The 18,759-nt window shown below is 60.0% G+C and carries 16 protein-coding genes; 6 read left to right on the top strand and 10 right to left on the bottom strand.

The window, feature by feature from the left end; all coding sequences use genetic code 11:
• Positions 1-3 precede the first annotated feature (3 nt).
• Positions 4-288 carry a fructose-bisphosphate aldolase gene (locus HU762_RS06145; RefSeq protein WP_186634224.1) on the bottom strand — a complete coding sequence of 95 codons (285 nt, stop codon included), beginning with the start codon at positions 286-288 and terminating at the stop codon, positions 4-6.
• A gap of 588 nt (positions 289-876) precedes the next feature.
• On the opposite strand from HU762_RS06145, the gene HU762_RS06150 reads away from it, so the two are divergent.
• Positions 877-1,128 carry a helix-turn-helix transcriptional regulator gene (locus HU762_RS06150; RefSeq protein ID WP_186634227.1) on the top strand — a complete coding sequence of 84 codons (252 nt, stop codon included), beginning with the start codon at positions 877-879 and terminating at the stop codon, positions 1,126-1,128.
• Positions 1,121-2,386 (top strand): type II toxin-antitoxin system HipA family toxin, encoded by a 1,266-nt coding sequence (locus HU762_RS06155; protein WP_186634229.1) that lies wholly within the window; start codon positions 1,121-1,123, stop codon positions 2,384-2,386. Before HU762_RS06150 ends, HU762_RS06155 begins: the two co-directional genes overlap by 8 nt.
• Positions 2,387-2,570: 184 nt before the next feature.
• Here HU762_RS06155 and HU762_RS06160 read toward each other — a convergent pair whose 3' ends face one another.
• On the bottom strand, positions 2,571-3,239 hold the full coding sequence (locus HU762_RS06160; RefSeq protein ID WP_186634232.1) for a polysaccharide lyase family 7 protein: 669 nt from the start codon (positions 3,237-3,239) through the stop codon (positions 2,571-2,573).
• Positions 3,240-3,563: 324 nt separating this feature from the next.
• On the bottom strand, positions 3,564-4,232 hold the full coding sequence (locus tag HU762_RS06165; RefSeq protein ID WP_186634236.1) for a polysaccharide lyase family 7 protein: 669 nt from the start codon (positions 4,230-4,232) through the stop codon (positions 3,564-3,566).
• A 324-nt stretch (positions 4,233-4,556) separates the two neighbouring features.
• Between HU762_RS06165 and HU762_RS06170 the strand changes: the two genes are divergently transcribed.
• Genes HU762_RS06170 through HU762_RS06180 form a run of 3 tightly spaced genes read left to right on the top strand, consistent with a single transcriptional unit; the run spans position 4,557 to position 7,526 of the window.
• Positions 4,557-6,680: an EAL domain-containing protein gene (locus HU762_RS06170; protein ID WP_186634239.1), complete on the top strand. Its 2,124-nt coding sequence runs from the start codon at positions 4,557-4,559 to the stop codon at positions 6,678-6,680.
• A gap of 41 nt (positions 6,681-6,721) precedes the next feature.
• Positions 6,722-7,225 (top strand): M48 family metallopeptidase, encoded by a 504-nt coding sequence (locus HU762_RS06175; RefSeq protein ID WP_186612981.1) that lies wholly within the window; start codon positions 6,722-6,724, stop codon positions 7,223-7,225.
• A gap of 4 nt (positions 7,226-7,229) precedes the next feature.
• Entirely contained in the window at positions 7,230-7,526 is a 297-nt protein-coding gene (locus tag HU762_RS06180) for a winged helix-turn-helix domain-containing protein (protein WP_186634242.1), read from the top strand.
• 37 nt (positions 7,527-7,563) lie between these two features.
• On the opposite strand, the gene HU762_RS06185 is transcribed toward HU762_RS06180, so the two are convergent.
• Positions 7,564-8,016, bottom strand: a complete 453-nt coding sequence (locus HU762_RS06185) for a GNAT family N-acetyltransferase (protein ID WP_186634245.1) — start codon at positions 8,014-8,016, stop codon at positions 7,564-7,566.
• A gap of 258 nt (positions 8,017-8,274) precedes the next feature.
• On the opposite strand from HU762_RS06185, the gene HU762_RS06190 reads away from it, so the two are divergent.
• Complete coding sequence (locus tag HU762_RS06190) at positions 8,275-9,012, top strand: transporter substrate-binding domain-containing protein (RefSeq protein WP_186634248.1); 738 nt, start codon at positions 8,275-8,277, stop codon at positions 9,010-9,012.
• 19 nt (positions 9,013-9,031) lie between these two features.
• On the opposite strand, the gene yccS is transcribed toward HU762_RS06190, so the two are convergent.
• The 6 genes from yccS to HU762_RS06220 all read right to left on the bottom strand — a co-directional run bounded on the left by yccS (position 9,032) and on the right by HU762_RS06220 (position 18,712).
• Positions 9,032-11,215: a YccS family putative transporter gene (yccS, locus tag HU762_RS06195; protein ID WP_186634250.1), complete on the bottom strand. Its 2,184-nt coding sequence runs from the start codon at positions 11,213-11,215 to the stop codon at positions 9,032-9,034.
• Between the two features lie 145 nt (positions 11,216-11,360).
• On the bottom strand, positions 11,361-12,539 hold the full coding sequence (locus HU762_RS06200; RefSeq protein ID WP_186634253.1) for an NAD(P)/FAD-dependent oxidoreductase: 1,179 nt from the start codon (positions 12,537-12,539) through the stop codon (positions 11,361-11,363).
• Positions 12,540-12,619: 80 nt separating this feature from the next.
• Entirely contained in the window at positions 12,620-13,957 is a 1,338-nt protein-coding gene (gene dbpA / locus HU762_RS06205) for an ATP-dependent RNA helicase DbpA (RefSeq protein WP_238340361.1), read from the bottom strand.
• Between the two features lie 307 nt (positions 13,958-14,264).
• The gene (mdtD, locus tag HU762_RS06210; RefSeq protein ID WP_186634256.1) at positions 14,265-15,692 is read right to left on the bottom strand and encodes a multidrug transporter subunit MdtD; all 1,428 of its coding nucleotides are present in this window, start codon (positions 15,690-15,692) and stop codon (positions 14,265-14,267) included.
• 240 nt (positions 15,693-15,932) lie between these two features.
• Entirely contained in the window at positions 15,933-17,270 is a 1,338-nt protein-coding gene (locus HU762_RS06215) for a TldD/PmbA family protein (protein WP_186634259.1), read from the bottom strand.
• On the bottom strand, positions 17,270-18,712 hold the full coding sequence (locus HU762_RS06220) for a TldD/PmbA family protein (protein WP_186634262.1): 1,443 nt from the start codon (positions 18,710-18,712) through the stop codon (positions 17,270-17,272). Before HU762_RS06220 ends, HU762_RS06215 begins: the two co-directional genes overlap by 1 nt.
• Positions 18,713-18,759: the final 47 nt, after the last annotated feature.

Genomic DNA, 18,759 nt, shown 5'->3' on the forward strand with positions numbered 1-18,759 from the left:
CCTTTATTGATCTTCGAGGCCGCGTTGTTCAATGACGCCAAACACGTCGGTGACATCCTGGATCAGGATCCGAGCAACATTGGTGAGAGTGTTGAAGTCACCGGCGGCCGAATCGCGCAGGGTGGCGCAGGCCATGAGTGTCAAGTAGTCGAGCGTGGCATGCAAGCGTTCGCTGGCGCAGGCGTGGAGCTCGGTCAGTGGGGCGGTTTTATCGATGAACAGGACAGGGTGGGTGGTGGCGATCGGCGTGAGTGGAGTGAAGCGGCTGAGCAATTGTTCGGCTTTCATGACAAACCTCTAACTCAAGAAAAAGTATTTGCCACCGTTCGCTGCGAAACAAATTGGGTGGCAGCCATGTGCGGGTTCGCAGACCGAGGAGTTAGAAGCCCGGCAGACCCGAAGATCTCCCACACACAGCCGCCATGAAAAGCCGACGTCGGCAGGAGAGGCCTATGTCGATTTCTGACGGTCGTGATTCTAACTCACACGGGCTGCGAAACCCTCGTCCACTGACCAAAGCCAGCAGACCCACCGAACTATAGAGGAAATTTTCGAGGCCAAAATCGACCCTGTAGGACGCACCGCCCCTGTGGCGAGGGAGCTTGCTCCCGCTCGGGGGCGCAGCCGCCGTAAAACCCGTGCATACGGTAGGTCTGGCGAGAAGAGGGGCCGGTTCGCAGCCCTGCGGGGATAAATCCCCTCGCCACAACGGGCAGTTTCCTACGAGATTTTCAGAAGCAGAGTTTCTTCAGCAGTCAGCATGCCGAGCGTTACCTCTCGCTTGCTAAAAAACGGGTGGTCAAAAGACACTTGAAATGTCCGCTATAAAGGACATACTCAGCTTTCGTTCGTAAAAAGTCCGTTGTGGTGGACATTATGCTGATACTCAATCCTTCCGCTTTAGGCGAAAGAATGCGCACGCTACGCCGTGCAAAAGGCTATAGCCAACAGCGGCTCGCCGAAAAAGCCAATTGCAATCGCAAGACAATCATCGACCTTGAAGCCGGCGAAAACGTGGCCGTGTACACCCTGTTTCGGGTCGTGTCGGCATTGGGGATGGCACTGGAAATCGTCGATAAACGCATCGACCTCAAATCCCTTGCGGATCTGGTGGAGCATGATGAGTAGGATCAAGCTGCTCAATGTCATGACACCACAAGGCTATAGCGGCGACTTGTCCAAAGGTTCGCAATTCTCGTTTGCTTATGCCAGTGCCGAGGCGGCTCGGGAGGTTTCACTGGTCATGCCCTATGACCCCACGCCTTCAGTCAGCAATATCCTTCATCCGATATTCGACATGAATGTGCCTGAGGGTTTTCTGGCGGACCAGATCAAGCGCCGGATGGCCAGGCATATGCAAGTGGATGATATGCGCCTGCTGTCGGTGATAGGCGGCAATCAAATCGGACGGCTTAGCTATGTAAATCCTACCGAGGCTTTGCACCCCGTCCGTGCTCAAGTCGGACTACAGGACATCTTGTTGGCAGACGTCTCACAAAGCGTCTTTGATTTTCTGGTCGATACGTATTTCGAGTCGGGTATTTCGGGCGTGCAGCCCAAGGTACTCGTGCCTGACTTGGACAAGCTGACGGGTGATCGAAAAACCATGCTCAGCTCCGATCTGATCGTTAAATCCGGTGCAGATGAGTATGCCCACCTGGCGCAAAACGAATTTCTTTGTCTAGAGGCGGCTCGCCTGGCAGGGCTTGAAACGCCGCCATTCTGGCTCTCGGAAAACGGCGAGTTGTTTGTAATGGAGAGGTTTGACCTGACCCCTTCCGGACGGTTGGGGTTTGAGGACATGGCGGTGTTGCTCGGCCTACACAAAGACCCTCACGACAATTACAAATACTCCCAAAGCTACGAAATCCTTGCCGCAGTAGTGGAACAAGTATGCCGTCACGCTGAACCGGTTCGCGAGTTGGAGCGCTTTTTTTCTTCGGTGTGCCTCTCGGTCATGGTGCGCAACGGCGACGCTCATCTAAAAAACTTTGGTGTTATCTATACGCATCCGGACGCGCCAGAAAGCGTGCGGTTGGCGCCGGTGTTTGATGTCACCACCACCACGGTTTATGAACACTACAACCCCAAGTCTGGCCGCTCGCTGGTAGATCGCACATTGGCGATCAAGATGAACAAGGTAAAAAATTATCCTGATCGCAAGCAATTGATCGAGTTCGGTCGCAAGCATTGCAAAGTTGATAAGCCCGCTTTGATCATCGAACGAATCGCCGATGCCATGAGCCAGGCATTAGCGAGCGGTGGGCATCGAATTGATGGAGAGTTGCTGGACGGTATGCAAAGGGAGTGGGATTCGGGTCGGCTTGCCGCGCTTCATGATTCGGCACCGTTGCGGTTCCGGGGGAAGCCATTGGTGCAGAAATGAGTCGTAAGGCACAGAGCGCACCGGCCCCCGTGGCGAGGCCGCTTGCTCCCGCTCGGTGGCGCAGTCGCCGTAAAACTGGTGCATGCGGTGGGTCTGGCGGAAAAGCGGGCTGCTTCGCAGCCCAGCGGGAGCAAGCTCCCTCGCCACAGCGTGTAAATTCTACGAGATTTTCGGAAGTGAAATCTCACGTGTTGTGATCGATATCCAACTTGCTGAACGTCACCTTGCCACCCTCGCTGGTGTAGCCCGTGTTGTCCTGCACATACACCCCCGCCTTGAAATACAGCGGTTTGACCTTCCAGGTGGCGCTGATGGTCGTGTACCAACTATTGCCCGCAGCAGTGATGCCCAAGTCGCCGGTGCGATCGAGGTGGATCCGATAAGAAAAGGCTCGATTGAGCTTCACGCCGGTCGCCACTGTGATAACCCGGCTTTTGCTGTCATTGGGGCGCATGCGCACCTTGGCGACGATGTTGCCGGTGTCGCTGGCATCCTTGTACTGGTATTCAAGCTTCACCATGGGCTTGTTGCTGTCCTTGGCATGGATCTGGCCAATGACAATCTTGCCGCTGCTGGGAACCTGACTGACCACCAGCGTCGCGCGCAATTGATTGTCGGCCTCCGGGTACAGCCAGTTGCGCAGGGTGCCGTCTTTATAGGTTTCGCGTAATTCGCTACGCGGGTAGATCGCATTTTCAGTCTTGGAACCGGTGACGGGTGACCAGAAATAAACCGCGCTGCCTTCGGAGTTGAAATACTTGTCCCTGAACCCGCTCACCAATCGAGGTGTTTCGATGGTCTTCGGCGGGCTGCCTTCGGGGATGCTCAAGTTCCAGGTGGCAAGATCGACCATGTTCGGATCCTTTCTGAGAAGAAGAAATGATTTACGCCACAGCCGGAGGCTCTAAGACGCGCGTTTACAGACGCCAATGGGAGTGCGGCGGCGAACATTTGGCACGTTCGTACGGCGGAGGGTTGGCGTCAACAGTCCGTCAGAGTGGCGATTGACGGTTTTGTGCCCGAGACGGATGACCGTTAGTCGGCTAGAGGGAAATCAGTTTGAACGATGGCCTTATGGCACTGCCGCTATCAACGTCTTTATGCGCTGAAGCGAAGCCTAAGGGGAAGGCAAGCGAGCAGCGATCCGTGCTGCTGCGAGGCCTTGAAAAAAGCGGCTTTAAAGGTTGTGATCGATATCCAGCATGCTGAACGTCACTTTGCCGCCTTCAGTGACGTAGCCGGTGTTGTCCTGCACGTAGACACCTGCCTTGAAGTACAGCGGCTTGTTGCTCCAGGTACTGTTGATCGTGCCACTCCACTGATAACCGGCACCGCTGATGGTCAAGAGACCTGCACGGTTGAGGTGGATAAGGTACGAGAACGGCTGGTTGAGCTTGATGCCCGTGGCAATGGTAATGACCTGGCCCGCTGCATCATCAGGGCGCATGCGCACCTTGGCGACGATGTTGCCGGTGGAACTGTAGGTCTTGTACTGGTATTCCAGCTTTACCATGGGACTGGTGCTGTCCTTGGCGTGGATCTGGCCAATCACCAACTTACCGGTGCTGGGCACTTGGCCGACGGTCAAGGTGGCGGCCAGCTTGTTATCCGCCGCCGGATAAAGCCAATTGCGCAATGTGCCGTCGCTGTTGGTTTCGCGCAGTTCGCTGCGTGGGTAAATAGCATTGGCCGTCGTGGCGCCTGTCACTGGCGCCCAGAAAAACACAGTGCCGGTTTCAGCATTGAAGTACTGGTTCTTGAAGCCTTGAACCAATTGGGAGGTTTGAATGGTCGCCGGTGGGGCGCCTTCGGGAATGCTCAAGTTCCAAGTTGCGAGATCAATCATGTCCAAGTCCTGCGTATCGGGATGTTTAAAGGGTGTATGCCGTGTCGGGAGGCTTTAAACCGCCCTTTGAAGCGTCTCGAAACGCTGGATAGGGGCTTTTATTGTTGACCGTGCGGCGAATGTTTGACGTCAATTGACTGTCGTGGATGTCACTGCAGCTTTTGTGCCTAAGCAGGGTGACCGTTAGTCGGCTATTTCGGGCTTTGCCTGGGTGATGGCGTGTTGACACCTACTGCTTTTCAGAAAGCCGGTCTAGAGTGAGATCACTGTATGTTGTCCGCCTGGCTCTCTAAGGCGGACATGGCGTCCGATAAGAGAAGCAGCATGGAATGCGCGCAACCCCCGTTTGGCGAAGACAGCTCTGTCCTGCTAATTGTTGATGATTACCCTGAAAACCTGCTCAGCATGCGAGCGCTGTTACAGCGCCCGGATTGGCAGGTCATGACCGCGGCCTCCGGGGTCGAGGCCTTGAACCTACTGCTTGAACATGACATCGACCTGGTGCTGCTGGATGTGCAGATGCCGGACATGGACGGTTTCGAAGTCGCGCGCCTGATGCGCGGCAGCCAGCGGACGCGGCTTACGCCGATTATTTTCCTGACGGCCAATGAGCAATCCCAGGATGCCGTGATCAAGGGCTATGCCAGTGGCGCGGTGGATTACCTGTTCAAGCCGTTCGACCCGCAAATCCTCAAGCCCAAGGTCCATGCCTTGCTGGAGCACCAGCGCAATCGCCGGGCCTTGCAGCGCCTGAGCCAGGATCTGGAAGCCGCCCGGGCCTTCAACGCCTCGGTACTGGACAACGCCGCCGAAGGCATCCTGGTGGTGGATGAGAGTGGGTGCATCCGTTTCGCCAACCCGTCCACGTGCCGTTTGCTCAACGCCACCGCCGACCTGCTGCAAGGGAGGGCGTTCCTGGATTTCCTGCAGAAACCCCACATTCCCGATTGGGCGGGTTCGCAGATTCATACGGCTTATCAGCGGGGCGAAACCTGGCGCCTGCACGACGCAGTGTTGCGTACCGCGCCCGGCCAGCAGGTGTCGGTGGCCTTGTCTTGCGCGCCGTTGTCGTCAGAGCAAAAGGCCATGGTGGTGACGCTCCAGGACATGTCGGTGGTTCGTCACCTGCATCAGCAGCTCGAATTCCAGGCCGTTACTGACCCGCTGACTGGCTTGCTCAACCGCAGGGGGTTTTATCAGACGGCGGAAAACCTGTTGATGCGCAGCGAACGGTCGGAAAGCAACTGGGTGCTGCTGTACCTGGACCTCGATGGCTTCAAGCGCGTCAATGATTCCCTGGGACACGATGCCGGCGACCGAGTGTTGCGCTGGGTGTCGGAACAATTGAAAGCTTGCCTGCGTCCGTTCGACATCCTGGCGCGACTGGGCGGTGATGAGTTCACGGCCTTGCTGGATCTGGAAGTGCCCGAGCAAGCAGCCAAGATTGCCGAAAAGCTCATCGAGCGCGTCTCGGTCTGCCAGCAGATCGAAGGCATGGACGTGGCGTTGGGCGCCAGTATCGGTATTGCGACCTACCCGGACTGCGGCTCCAATCTGGATGGTTTGTTGCGCGCCTCCGACATTGCCATGTACGAAGCCAAGCGTGCCGGTCGCCAGCAATATCGTTTTTACGACCACGAAATGAACGGTCGAGCCCGTTCACGGTTGATGCTTGAAGAAAGCGTGCGCTCGGCAATCGAGAACCGTGACTTCAACATGGTCTATCAGCCGCAAGTGGACATTCGCGACGGGCGAATCCGCGGGTTCGAGGCGCTGTTGCGCTGGCAGCATCCGAGCGTCGGCGATGTGCCTCCGGGCTTGTTCCTGCCCTTGCTGGAGGAGGCGCGACTGATCAGTCGGCTTGGCAGTTGGATTTATCATCGCAGCGCGGCCCAGCGCAAAGTCTGGGAACGCTTTTTCGCCGATGACCTGGTGCTGGCGGTGAGCCTGAGCAGCACGCAGTTCGGCATGCCCAACCTGGTGACCGAACTGCGTCAGGTTCTGGAGCGCCATGCGTTGAAGCCTCGGCAATTGGAGGTCGAGGTGACCGAGGATGCACTGATGCGCAACCCCGACGAGACCCATAAGCAGTTGCGGCTGTTGCGCCACTTGGGGGTGCGGGTCGCGCTGGACGATTTCGGTTCCGGCCCCTGCTCGCTGACGCATCTGCGCGACCTGGAACTCGATACGCTCAAGCTGGACCGGCATTTGATCGCCCGTTTGCCGGACTCGCCACGGGATGCCGCGCTGGCCGCCTCGGTGATTGATTTATGCATTCATCTAGGCTTGCGGGTGATCGCCGAGGGGGTCGAGACCCAGGCGCAATATCAGTGGCTCAAGGACCACGGCTGCGAATACGTGCAGGGCTTTCTCGTCGCGCGGCCCTTGATGGCCGAGGACACCGACGCCTTTGCGCGGCCGTTCGACTGGAGCGCGGTGCAGGCCTGAATTCGCTACACTGGCGGCCTCATTGATTGTGTTGCCGCCCGATGACCGTGCTCAAATACCTCCAGGCGTACCCCGCCGCCCTGCAAGCCCAGGTGCAACAACTGATTGCCCAGGATCGATTGGGTGATTACCTGCGCGAGCGTTATCCCGGCCGCCATCCGATCCAGAGCGACAAGGCTTTGTACGGTTATGCGCTGGACCTCAAGCAGCAATATCTGCGTAACGCCCCGGCAATCGACAAGGTGCTGTTCGACAATCGCCTCGACCTGACTCATCGCGCGCTTGGCTTGCACACGGCGGTGTCGCGAGTGCAGGGCGGCAAGCTCAAGGCCAAGAAGGAAATTCGTATCGCTTCGTTGTTCAAGGACGCGGCACCTGAATTCCTGAAGATGATCGTGGTGCACGAATTGGCCCACTTCAAGGAGTCGGACCACAACAAGGCCTTCTATCAATTGTGCGAGCACATGCTGCCGGGCTACCACCAAGTGGAATTCGACTTGCGGGTTTACCTCACCTGGCGGGATTTGCAACAAGACAAGGAATGACCGAATGGACGTCAGCAAGACCAAGAGCAGCTTCTACCGCCGCTTGTATGTGGCGTACCTGATCGACAGCGACACGGCCAGTAACATCCCCGCCCTCACCGAGGCCACCGGCATGCCCCGGCGCACCGCCCAGGATACTGTCGCGGCACTGGCTGACCTGGACATCACTTGCGAATTCGAGCAAGAGCAGGGCGCCCGGAACCATGCCGGGCGTTACCGGATTCGCGACTGGGGCGCCATTGATCGGCGGTGGATCGAGCAGAATCTGGATCGGATCAAAGCGGTGCTGGAGTATCCCTGAGGAATTGGGGAATGGCAGCGTTGGCGCCTTGTGAGCCTTAAGGTCGGTGCATGCCGATGTGTGGAATCCCATCTTCCAGGTACTCGACACCTACCGCTTCAAACCCATACCGCCCGTAATACCCTTGCAGATGCGCCTGGGCCGACAATGAGATCGACGTCCCGGGCCAGTGCCTTTCGGCCTGCTTGAGGGCTTGTTCCATCAGTATGTGCCCCAGTCCTTGTCCCCGGGTGTTGGGCGCTATGACGACCCGGCCAATCACCACATCGCTGTTTTGCGAATGGGGGTCGAGCAGGCGAAGGTAGGCCACCAGGTGATTGTCCTGCCATGCCATCAGGTGGCACGCATCGCCCTCCAGATCCAGTCCGTCGACGTCCGGGTAGGCGCAGTTCTGCTCGACGATAAAGACGTCGGCGCGCAGTTTTAGAATGGCGTATAGCTGTTCCTTGTTCAGGTCACTGTGATGTTTGCAGACCCATTCGATTTCCATTTTGAATTTCCTTGAGAACTTGATGCCGATATTAGGCGCCTTGGCCTTGGATGTCTTTCTGCGGTTTGTCGGAAAATGTGCGATAAAGGTCAAAATGCCATCATCGATGTGTCGCGAGTTTGTCTTCTTTGTGTAATCTTCAATCCTTCACTGCGCAGCGGCTTCGATGAGCTAACGTTAGGACCGGATATCCCAGGGTATCCCTTGAGTTTCGGGCTAAAAACAAACCGGGCTTTGAACCCGTCAAGGATGTTTGGCATGCCGCGATTGCATCGAGCTCTTGCTTTGGTCGGGTTGCTGTTGCTGAGCCACAACGCCTGCGCGCAAAAGCTGCGCTTGGTCGCCGATGCCTGGCCGCCCTTTACCGACTCGACGCTGGTCAACGGTGGCTTGGCGACCGATATTGTCACCACTGCGCTGGCGCGGGCGGGGTATGCCAGCGACTTCGAGCAGGTGCCCTGGGCCCGGGCGATGCTGGGCATCAGCGAAGGACGCTATGACGTGCTGATCAACGCCTGGTATGCCGAGGAGCGCACCCATGTGGGCCAGTTCTCGGCCGAATACCTGCTCAATCGCGTGCGCTTCATCAAGCGCAAGGACGCGGACATTGACTTCGATAACCTGCAACAACTGTACGAGTTTCCCATCGCGGTGGTACGCGGTTACGCCTATTCAAAAGCGTTCGATGAGGATGGGCAGGTGCAAAAAGTCCCCGTGCACAACTTTGCGATGGCCGTTCGCATGCTGGTCGCCGACCGGGTGAAGCTGACCCTGGAGGATGAATACGTCGCCCGTTATTACCTGAGTCGTGAATCTGCCAAGGTGCGTAACGCTGTGGAATTCCTGCCCAAGCCGTTGAGCCAGAACAGCCTGCATATCCTGGTCAGCCTGAAGAACCCCGAGCACGAGCAAATCGTGGCTGGGTTTGACCGGGAGATCGCGGCGATGAAAGCCGATGGCAGTTATGCGCGACTACTGAAGGCGCACGGGATGTAGGGTGCCCGGCCCAAAGTCTTCATGCTTCGCTGGTGTCCTTGATCAGGTGCGCTGCCAGTGTGCGCAACGGTCCCAGTTGGCGGCAGATCAAACCCAGTTGTGTCTGCACCAGCCGCTGGCCCTCGTCGATTTCATCGGGCATTTGCTCCAGCTCACTGGCGAGGGCTTCTTCTTCGTCGCTCTGGATGGCAATCGGTTGCTTGCTCGCCAGGCCCTGGGCGATTTCATCGATGCTCGTCGCCAGTTTCACGCCAGCGCCATCAATCAGTTGCTCGCGAACATCCGCTGGCAACTCGGTGCCCCGGTGGGCGCCCAACCCCGACAGGTAGCTGAGCAGGGTGTGGGACAGCACCAGGAAGCGGAACCCCACATCGGCTTCCTTCCGGAAATGCCCGGGCTCCATCAGCATGTTCGCCAGCGTGGTTGATAACGCCGCGTCGGCGTTGTGGGCGTTGCGTCGGGCCAGGCGATAGGCCAGGTCGTCGCTTTTGCCCGCCGCATACTGCTGCATGATCTGGCGCAGGTAGATGCTGTTGCAGGTCAGCGTGTTGGCCAGCACTTTGTTCAGTCGCCGACCTTGCCAGTCAGGCAGGAACAGGAACACCGCCAACCCGGCGATCAGGCTGCCAAGCAAGGTATCGAACAGCCTTGGCAGCAGCAGTCCATAGCCGTCGCCGACCTGGTTGAAGCAGAACAGCACCATGATGGTGATTGCCGCTGTCGCCAGGGTGTAGCGCGTGGTGCGGTTGGTAAAGAACACCACCCCGGCGAGGATGGCGAAACACGACTGCACCAGCGGGTTCGGGAACAGGTCGAACAGCGCCCAGGCCACCGTCAGGCCGATGGCGGTGCCGATGATCCGCTGGCCGAGCTTGCGCCGGGTGGCGCCGTAGTTGGGTTGGCAGACGAACAAGGTGGTGAGAATGATCCAATAGCCCTGTGACGGGTGGATCAGATGCACCATGGCGTAACCCACGCTCAGGGCCAGGGGCAAGCGCAGGGCATGACGGAACAGCAACGAGGTGGGCGTCAGTTGAGTACGCAAGCGCAGCCAGACGTCCTTGAGGTTGCGCGGCGAACGGTCCAGCAGGCTGCTGTCGGTGGCGTCGGCCAGGGCGTCGGGGTTGCTCGCATCGCTGAGCAGGCGGTCCATGGTGCCGAGGTTTACCGACAAGGCCCGCAACGAGCGCAGCAAGCCGCGCCAGGCCGGGTTGCTCTGGATGCGCAGATGCTCAAGGGACGCGTGCAAATCGTTCAAGGCTTCGGCGAAGCTGTCGTCGTAGACAAACGGCTGGCGCAGCTGGATCGACTCGGCCAGTGCCTGGCAGGCTTTGCCTTGCTGGCGTAGCAGGCGTTGGCAGCGGAACAGCACGTCACTGTGGAAAAAAGCTTCGGCCAGGGCGTTGTAGGGATAGTGCGAAGAACTGGCGCGTTCGTGGATGTCCTGCGCGAGGAAGTACAACTTCAGGTAGCGGCTGACTTTCGAGCCCGGCCGGCCATTGCCGACGCGATGCAGGATGATTTCCTTGGCGTTGTTGAGCGCGGCGACCACGCGGCCGTTCTGTTGGGCCAGTTCCAGGCGTCGGGCTTCGATATCCAGGTGGCGGATCGGCTCAAGCAGCGATGACTTGAGTTTCAGGTAACGCCCCAGTTCGCGGAACAGTCGCGCCAGGCTCTGCTGCACCGGCTGGTTGGAAAACAACGCATGCCACAGCACCGAGAGCAGGCCATACCACGCGGCGCCGGCCACCAGCAGCAAGGGCTCATGCCAGAAATCAGTGATCGCGCCGCCGCGCTGATCCACGCCGATCATCGTATAGACGGAGAGAATCAGGGTGGCCGAGGCAATCGCGCCATAACGCTCGCCCAAGGCGCCGAGCATGGTCAGGCCAAAAGCCGCCAAGGCCAGGGCGATGATGAACAGGATTGGGTAGGGAAACAGCAACTCCACCGACAGCGCGGCGACAGTGAAACAGACCAGCGTCACGGCCAGCGCATTGAGACGGCCCTGCCAACTGTCGTCGGTCTCGGCCAGGGCGCTGGCGATGATGCCCAGGAACAGCGGGATCAGCAGCGCCATCTGATCCAGATACCAGCACAGCCCCATGCTGCCGGTCAGGGCGATGAACACCCGCACGCTATAACTGAATTTGTCCAACGCCCAGAGGCGACGCAAGGATTGGCTAAACGAGGTCGATGACATGAAGTGCAAGGGCCTGACGGGCAATGACGCTAAATTGAGGCAGTAATGACGCCGATGCAATGGCGGCGATCACTTGCGACAGCAAAAAGTGTTCCGGGATGCAATGACGCACCTCGCCACAGAGGCAGGCTCAATGTAGGTGAGGTCAGACGTACTGCGCCGCCGCATAGCCGGAAGCCCAGGCCCATTGGAAATTGAATCCGCCCAGATGGCCTGTGACGTCCAGCACTTCACCAATGAAATACAGCCCTGGGCTTTTGAGCGATTCCATGGTCTTGGACGAGACTTCCCGCGTGTCGACGCCGCCCAAGGTGACTTCGGCGGTGCGATAGCCTTCGGTGCCGGCAGGGATCACGTTCCAGCTCGCCAGTTTTTCTGCGATGTCGGCCAGCTCCGAGTGGGTGTATTGCTTCATCGGTTTGGAGACGAACCAGGTATCGGCCAGCAGGTTGGCCATTTTTTTGGTGAACAGCTCGCCCAGCAGCGTCTTGAGTTCGCTGTTGGGGCGTTCGGCCTGTTGCTGTTGCAGCCATTGCGGCACGTCGTGGTCGGGCAGCAGGTTGATTTGCACCGTGTCGCCCGGCTCCCAGAACGACGAAATCTGCAAGATCGCTGGGCCGCTCAGGCCGCGATGGGTGAACAGAATGTTCTCGCGAAAACTCTGGTCGTTGCAGCTGACCAGGCAATCCACCGACGTGCCGGAAAGCTCGGTGCAGAGGGCCTTGAGCTGATCGGTGATGGTGAACGGCACCAGCCCGGCGCGGGTTGGCAGCAACTGATGCCCAAACTGTTTCGCCACCTGATAACCGAAGCCGGTGGCGCCCAGGGTTGGGATGGACAGCCCGCCGGTGGCAATCACCAGGGATTGGCAGCAGATGGTTCCAAGGGTGGTTTGCAACAAGTAACCGCTTTCGGCTTTTTCGATCTGTTGGACTGAGGTGTCCAGGTGCAAGCTCACGCCGGCCTGGTCACACTCGTCCAGCAGGATCCCGAGGATGTCGCTGGATTTGTTATCGCAGAACAACTGGCCGAGTTTTTTCTCGTGGTAGGGCACGCCGTGCTTGGCCACCAGTGCGATGAAATCCCACTGGGTGTAACGGGCCAGGGCCGATTTGCAGAAGTGCGGGTTCTGCGAGAGAAAGTTGCCAGGTTCGGTGTACATGTTGGTGAAATTGCAGCGCCCACCGCCCGACATGAGGATTTTCTTGCCGGCCTTGTTGGCGTGGTCCAGCAACACCACTTGCCGCCCGCGCCCGGCGGCGGTTAGCGCACACATCAACCCTGCGGCGCCAGCGCCAATGATCACGACTTCGGTAGAGCGCAAAACGGTGTCCTCTCAGCTTACTCACGATCATTCCCACGCTCTGCGTGGGAATGCATCCTGTGACGCTCTGCGTCACATCATCAGAGAATCCGCACCCGCAACGAGCGGCCCTTGATCTTGCCATCGTTCAGACGCTGCAACGCCTGTTTGGCGATGCCGCGTTCCACTGCCACATAGGCCTGGAAATCGAAAATCGCGATCTTGCCGACCTGGGCGCCGGGAATTCCGGCATCGCCGGTCAGGGCACCGAGGATGTCGCCGGGGCGGACCTTGTCCTTGCGCCCGGCGCCGATGCACAGGGTGCTCATGGCCGGCAGCAGCGGACCGCCACCCTGGGACTTGAGGTTGTCCAGTTGGTCCCAGCTCAGCGGCGACTTCTGCAACTGCTCGATGGCCTGGGCGCGATGGGCTTCAGACGGCGCTACCAGGCTGATGGCGATGCCTTTCTCACCGGCGCGGCCGGTGCGGCCGACGCGGTGGATGTGGATTTCCGAATCCCGGGCCAGTTCTACGTTGATCACCATGTCCAGCGCGTCGATGTCCAGGCCGCGCGCGGCCACGTCGGTGGCGACCAGCACCGAGGTGCTGCGGTTGGCGAACATGGCCAGCACCTGGTCACGGTCGCGCTGTTCCAGGTCGCCGTGCAGGCCGACGGCGGAGATGCCCTTGGACGTCAAATGGTCAACGGTCTCCTGGACCTGCTGCTTGGTGAAGCAGAAGGCCACGCAGGAGGCCGGGCGGAAATGCGCGAGCACCTTGACCACTGCGTCCATGCGCTCCTCGGGGGAGATCTCGTAGAAGCGCTGCTCGATCTGCGCGTCGGAGTGGAACGCCTCGGCCTTCACTTGCTGCGGGTTGCGCATGAACTTGGACGACAGTTGCTTGATGCCCACCGGGTAAGTGGCGGAGAACAGCAGGGTCTGGCGACGTTCCGGGGTCTGCTGGATGATGTCTTCGATGGCGTCGTAGAAACCCATGTCGAGCATGCGGTCGGCTTCGTCGAGGATCAGTGTGTTCAAGCCATCGAGCACCAGCGAGCCCTTGCGCAGGTGCTGCTGGATACGCCCCGGCGTGCCGACGATGATGTGGGCGCCGTGTTCGAGGGAAGCGATCTGCGGGCCGAAGGAGACGCCGCCGCACAAGGTCAGGACCTTGATGTTGTCTTCGGCGCGGGCCAGGCGACGGATTTCCTTGGCGACCTGGTCGGCCAGCTCGCGGGTTGGGCACATCACCAATGCCTGGCAGCCGAAGAAGCGTGGATTGATCGGATTCAGCAGGCCGATGCCGAAGGCCGCGGTCTTGCCGCTGCCGGTCTTGGCCTGGGCGATCAGGTCCATGCCCTTGAGAATCACCGGCAAGCTTTGCGCCTGGATCGGCGTCATCTGGGCATAACCGAGTGATTCGAGGTTAGCCAGCATGGCGGCGGACAGCGGCAAAGTATTAAAAGCGGTGGCAATGGTGGTCACGGGACTGGCCTGCAAAACAAAATGTCGCGCAGTGTAGCAGCCTCGTGCCACTTTCTTCGAACGTTCTGGACGAGCTGTGGCGCTGTCCTGAGGCGGACGAATTCCCTGTGGCGAGGGAGCTTGCTCCCGCTGGGGTGCGAAGCGCCCCCAAACCGACACCACGGTGTACCTGAAGGATCGCATCGCCTGGTTTGCGACTGCTGCGCAGCCGAGCGGGAGCAAGCTCCCTCGCCACAAAAGCGACCTGGCTTTATCGAAGCTAGTGCTCGATATGCTCATCCGGCCGCTTCACCCGCCGTCCGTCTTCCCGTGACAACTGCGAGAAAATCGTCGCCGCCAGCATCGCCATGATCCCCACTGTCACGAATGTCAGTTGGAACGCACCCAATACCGTATCCACGCCATCGTTGCCAACCTGGGCGGTGAAACCGCCGAGCAGGGCGCCGGCGCAGGCCACGCCAAGGCTCAGTGAGAGTTGCGCCACCACCGACAACAGGCTGTTGCCGCTGCTGGCGCTGGCGTCGTCCAGGTCGATCAGGGTCACGGTGTTCATCGCGGTGAATTGCAGCGAGTTGATCGCCCCCAGCACCGCCAGTTGCGCCAGCAGCAGCCAGTACGGCGTCTGTTCGCTGACCAGGCCCATGCTCGCCAGCATCAGGCCCAGGGCCAAGGTGTTGCTGGTCAACACGGCGCGGTAGCCAAAACGTTCGATCAACGGTCGGGCCACGGACTTGGCGACCATGGCCGCCGCCGCCAAGGGCAGCATGCTCATGCCAGCCTGGGACGGTGAATAGCCCAGCGCTACTTGCAACAGCAGCGGCACGAGGAACGGCAGGGCACCGCTGCCCAGGCGCGCGAACAGGTTGCCGAGGATGCCCACGGCGAAGGTCCGGGTCTTGAACAACGACGGCGGGAACAACGCGTTCTCGACATGCCCGGCCCGCAACCAGTACGCCGCGAGGCAGGCCATGCCGCCAAACAGCAGCAACATCACCCGCAGGTGCGGCAAGTGCAGTTCACCGAGGCCTTCCATGGCGATGGTGATCAGCACCATCGCCGCGCCGAACAGCAGGAACCCCAGCCCATCGAACCGCGTGCGCTCGCTGCCACGCAGGTCGGGGATGAACTTCCACACGGCGTAACAGCCGATCACGCCCACCGGCAGGTTGATGATGAAGATCCAGTGCCAGGTCAGGTATTCCACCATCCAGCCGCCCATGGTCGGCCCGATCAGTGGGCCGAGCAGGCCGGGGATGGTGATGAAGCCCATGATCCGCACCAGCTCCGAGCGCGGATACGCCCGCAACACCACCAGCCTGCCCACCGGCAGCATCAATGCACCGCCCAGGCCTTGGACGATCCGGGCGCCGATCAGCATGCTCAATGAGTTCGACAAGGCGCACAGCAGCGAGCCGAAGCTGAACAACAGGATCGCCCCGAAGAAAATCTTCTTGGTGCCGAAACGGTCGGCGATCCAGCCCGATGCCGGAATCAGCAACGCTACGGTGAGCATGTAGGCAATGATCACGCCCTGCATGCGCAGCGGGTTTTCCGCCAGGTCGCTGGCCATGGCGGGCAGGGCGGTGTTGAGGATGGTCCCGTCCAGGGACTGCATGAAGAACGCGATTGCCACCACCCACGGAAGCCAGCGGGCGGTGACGGCGTCGAGTGGGGCGCGGTTGGGCATGGGACCTCTTGTATGAAAAGTGAACAGTTACCTGTGGTGAGGGATCTTGAAAAAAATGAACAGCTACCCGTGGCAAGGACGCTCTTGTGGTGAGGGAGCTTGCTCCCGCTGGGGGGCGAAGCACCCCCAACCGGCCAACACGGTATGCCTGAAAGATCGCGTCGCCTGGATTACGACTGCTTCGCAGCCGAGCGGGAGCAAGCTCCCTCGCCACAGGAGGGTGAAGCCATCTTCTTGGTGCTACAGCGTCAACGTCAACCGTTTCACCAACGCCCCCGGCAACAACATCGAGGCCGTGGCCCGCTGGCTGTAGGTGCTGGCCGAGAGCAGAAGTTCCCGCTCTCGGGTCAGGGCTTCCAGTTGCGAGCCGAGCAGGCTATAGGCACTGTCGTCGAAACGCATGGTGCTGACCGGTGCCTGGATCTGGCCGTTCTCGACCCAGAACGTGGCGAAGCGGGTCATGCCGGTCAGGCGCGCGGCCGGTTGGTCGGAATAATTCAGATACCACAGGTTACTGATGTACAAGCCAGTGCCGAGTTCCTCAAGCACATGCCTTTGCTCCAGGTGACCTTCTTTCATTTCCAGCGCTGTCGGGTATTCGTAGCTGCTGGCGCCGTTGGCGGTGACGCCGTATTCGGCGGCGCTGCGGGAATTGACCAACCGGGCATTGGCCGTGCCCTTGGCAATCAGCGCCAGGTCATCGCGTGGATAGCCTTCGTCGGAAAATGCCGGGCTCAAGGAGCCGCTGACCTGCTCCGTCAGCCACACGTTGGGGCTGAAGTTGGCTTCGTTGGCATAGAACTTCTGCAGCGGGCTTTGCTTGCTGGCGATTGCCCGCGCCGAGAACCCACCCCAACTGAGCATGCCCATGATTTCCTCCAGCGCAGCCGGCGCCAGGTAGGCGCGGTACTCGCCAGGCGGCAGCGTGCGCAGTGGCCGGCCAAGAAACGTCAATTGTTCGCGGGCTTGCTCGAAGCGCCGGGCGAATTCCTCACTGCTCCATGCGTGTCCGGCATAGCTTGCCTTTACGGCCTGGCCGTTGTCATGAAACAAGCTGAAGTCGAAATTGAAGCTGTTGGCCTGATGCCAGCCAAATGCCCCCGAGGAACTGGCGAAGCCACGGCTGATGGGGCCGGCGGCGTAAAAACCGACCAGGTCGAGGCCTTTGGCGGCGTGGGTGATTTCTGCGACGGCCTGCGGGGTCTCGGGCAGCGGATGATCCTGCACATTGTTGCTCTGCCAGTGATTGTGATTGAGCAGCAGGTAGGGATCGGCTGGCAGCAGCGGCAAGGTGTCGCGCAATTGTTGCAAGCCTTCGGCCAAGCGTTGCAGGTCGGTCCCGGTGTCGCCGGACAAGGTGATCTGCAAGTCGGCATGACGGCCCTCGTCGATCAACTTGAGACTGACGTTGGCCTGCTGCACCTGTCCGGCCTGGCGAACCTTGCCGTGGTTGAAACGCACGAAAGCCGAGGATTCGGCGGCATAGCCCAGGGTGAATTGTTCAGGGCCGTGCAACGCATTGCGCAACCAATCGACCAACGCCTTGAACGCCCCAGACTCATTGGTGATCGTACTCATCAGGCGTCTCCCCCAAACACATCGATATTGCTGAATACACAGGCCGGCGACGCGTGGCCGACGCGGATCACCTGGTTCGGCTCGCCCTTGCCACAGTTTGGCGTGCCCAGGACTTGCGACGTGCTGGAATCGCCCACCGCCTTCAGGCTCTTCCAGAATTGCGCGGAGATGCCTCGGTAGTTGGGGTTCTTCACCACGCCCTTGAGTTCGCCGTTCTCGATCAACTGGCCCCATTCGCAGCCGAACTGGAATTTGTTGCGAGCGTCGTCGATCGACCAGGAGCGGTTGGTCCGCATCAGCACACCGTGCTCGATGCCCTGAATCAATTGCTCCAGGGTCTGGTCGCCGGGCTCGATGTTCAGGTTCGCCATGCGATCGATGGGCGGCCGATTCCAACCGCAGGCGCGGCTGTTGGCGACACCGTCGAGGCCGGCGCGAAACTGCGACAATGCTCCTCCCAAGGGTCGCAGCAACAGGCCTTCTCGAATCAGGAACTGCTTGCTCGCGGCGGTGCCGTCGTCGTCATGGCTGTAACTGGCCAGTTCTTCGGGAATGTCCGGGTCGAAGGTCACGTTCAGCAGATTGGAGCCGTATTGCAGCTGTCCAAAATCGCTGGTCTTGACGAAGCTGGTGCCGGCGTAATTGCGCTCGTCCCCCAGGATGCGGTCCAGTTCCAGCGGATGACCGATGGACTCGTGGATCTGCAGCATCATCTGGTCGGGCATCAGCAGCAGGTCGCGCGGCCCTTGCGGGGTGTTCGGCGCCATCAGCAGTTGCAGGGCCTGGTCGGCGATTTTCGGGCCGGCACCGATCAGGCCGCAGCGGCGGATGACATCGAAGCCGCCTTGCTGGCCGAAGTTCTCGCGGCCCAAGGTTCGGGTCTGGCTGTCTTGCCCGTCGAAAGCGGTCACGTCCAAAGCCGGGTAAATGTAACGCTGGGCCTGGCGCAGTTCGGCGCCAGCACTGTTGAGGTAGATCTGTTCGACCTGGGTCAGGCCAATGCTCACTTGCCAGTTCACCAGGCGCTCGTCCGCCGGCACTGCAGCCGACTCGTCGGCGAGTAACTGGTAGCAATCGCCCAGTGGTAGGAAGGCCTGGTCGAAATGAGGAGAGAAATAATCGGCGCGGTCGCTGGACACCGGTTGCTCGCGCAAGTCGAGCAAGGCGTGGGGCTTGAGCTGGCGGGCCTGTTGCTCGGCCCGTGCCAGCGCCGCTTGCAGACCGGCCTGGGACAAGTCGTTGGTGGCCGCATAAGCCTCGACGCCGTTGACTCGCGCGGTGAGCATCGCGCCTTCGTCGCGACTCAGGCTGGGCGGTTCGGCGACATTCTTGCGCACCGACAGGTGCTGGCCGGACTCGCGGACATAACGCAAGGAGAAGAACTCGGCGCCCGTGCGCAGCGCAGCAAACCGCTGCTTGAGCTGGGGGTGGAAATCGAACATGGAACCTCCTTGTCTGGAGTGGCGGTGCAGCGAGGTGCGGCGCGTTG

Source organism: Pseudomonas sp. SWRI92 (genome assembly GCF_014268685.1).
GTDB classification, from domain to species: domain Bacteria; phylum Pseudomonadota; class Gammaproteobacteria; order Pseudomonadales; family Pseudomonadaceae; genus Aquipseudomonas; species Aquipseudomonas marvdashtae.